General features: G+C 73.0%; 3 protein-coding genes. 1 reads left to right on the top strand and 2 read right to left on the bottom strand.

Annotated features, from left to right (window positions below; genetic code table 11):
* The coding region (locus Q8Q85_01295) for a hypothetical protein (protein MDP3772883.1) at positions 1-369 on the top strand (369 nt) is incomplete at its 5' end.
* On the opposite strand, the gene Q8Q85_01290 is transcribed toward Q8Q85_01295, so the two are convergent.
* On the bottom strand, positions 341-757 hold the full coding sequence (locus Q8Q85_01290; GenBank protein ID MDP3772882.1) for a biopolymer transporter ExbD: 417 nt from the start codon (positions 755-757) through the stop codon (positions 341-343). The genes Q8Q85_01295 and Q8Q85_01290 overlap by 29 nt on opposite strands.
* Before the next feature lies 1 nt (position 758).
* Positions 759-1,469 (bottom strand): MotA/TolQ/ExbB proton channel family protein, encoded by a 711-nt coding sequence (locus tag Q8Q85_01285; protein ID MDP3772881.1) that lies wholly within the window; start codon positions 1,467-1,469, stop codon positions 759-761.
* Positions 1,470-1,553: the final 84 nt, after the last annotated feature.

Genomic DNA, 1,553 nt, shown 5'->3' with positions numbered 1-1,553 from the left:
GGCCGCGGCGGCGAGGCCGCGGGCGCCGGGGTCGAAGTCCGTGGCGGGGCGACCGGGGCCGACGGCGTCCGGCTCGGGGCCGGCGCGGCCGCTGGACGTGGCGGCTCCGGTGACCGCGCGGGCGGCGGGGCCGGCGTCGCCGGCGCGGGTTGGGGTACCGGCGGAGCGGCGGGAGCGGGTGCCGCCAGGAGCTGCACACTGTATGCGGTGAGCAGCGGGGGACGCGGCTGGGTGGCCCCGGCCGTCAGGAACGTCGCGATCACGAGCCCGTGCAGCGCGAGCGACCCCGCGATCCCGGCGCCGCGCACTCCCTCCGCGGTCGCGCGGCCGCGCATGCTCCTCACCGCACCACGTCCTCGGCCTCCGTGACGAGGCCCACGTTCGCCACGCCGGAGGTGCGAATCACCGCCAGGACGCGTGCCACGTCCCCGTAGGGCACGCCACGGTCCGCGCGAAGGTAGATCCCCGACGGCCGAGTTCGCCCCACCACTGCACGGAAGGTGGCGCGGAAATCGGCGTAGGACAGCGCCGACTGGTCCACGTAGATCCGCCCGCGGCGGTCTATCGTCACGACCATCCCCTGCCGCGACTCGAGCGGGCGCGACGCCGCGCGCGGCAGCTGCACGTCAATGCCGCCCTGCATGATGGGCGCCGTGATCATGAAGATGATGAGGAGGATGAACGCCACATCCACCAGGGACGTGACGTTGATGTCGGCGTTCAGCGCGGCGCGGGGGTGGCGGCGCGGGCGCCGCATCTCAGAGCCGCCCCTCGCGGGCCAGCGTCACGATCAGCTCCCGCGCGAACCCTTCCAGCTCGGCGGCGACGAAGTTCTGCCGGGCCGTGAAGATGTTGTAGGCGATGACCGACGGGATGGCGACCGCGAGACCCGCCACGGTGGTCACCAGGGCTTCCGCCACGCCCGGGGCCACCGCGGAGATGTTCCCCGCCCCGCCGACCGCGATGCCGATGAAGGCGTCCATCACGCCCAGCACCGTGCCGAGGAGACCGAGCAACGGGCTCACCGAACCCAGCGTGGCGAGCCACGGGATGAACCGGCCGAGCTGGTCGTGCTCGGCATCCACCTGGGTCTCGAGCACCATGCGCAGCGCCTCGAGCTGGGTGGGCGTGAGCGTACCGCCCGCGCCCGGCTCGGCGGCGAGCCCGCCGGGGACGAGCTCCGAGAAGAAGGTCGTGCCCTCCCCGAAGAGCCGCGTGTAGGGAGAGGCCACCAGCGCGCCTACGGCGTGTTGCGCCTCGGCCAGCCGGCTGGCGTGCGCCACCGCGCGGAAGAAGGCGTCCCCCGCCCGCCGGATGCGACGGAACTGCCAGAGCTTGGAGAAGATCAGGAACCAGGATAGCGCGGAGAAAAGGGCAAGCACGACGAGGACGATCTTGGTCTCGAGGCTGGCGGTGAGCACCAGCTCGATCGGAGTGCTGGGGATCGCGCCCCCGGTCTGTAGGATCACCGCCCCTCCTCTCGGAACCAGGCCACCAGTTGGGGGAGTCCGTCGTCGAAGCCGACCTCCGGCTTCCAGCCCAGGACCCGACGG

The organism is Gemmatimonadales bacterium (assembly GCA_030697825.1).
Lineage (GTDB): Bacteria > Gemmatimonadota > Gemmatimonadetes > Gemmatimonadales > JACORV01 > JACORV01.
Note: the sequence above shows the minus strand (reverse complement) of the source record. Positions and strands in the feature narration are given on the sequence as shown.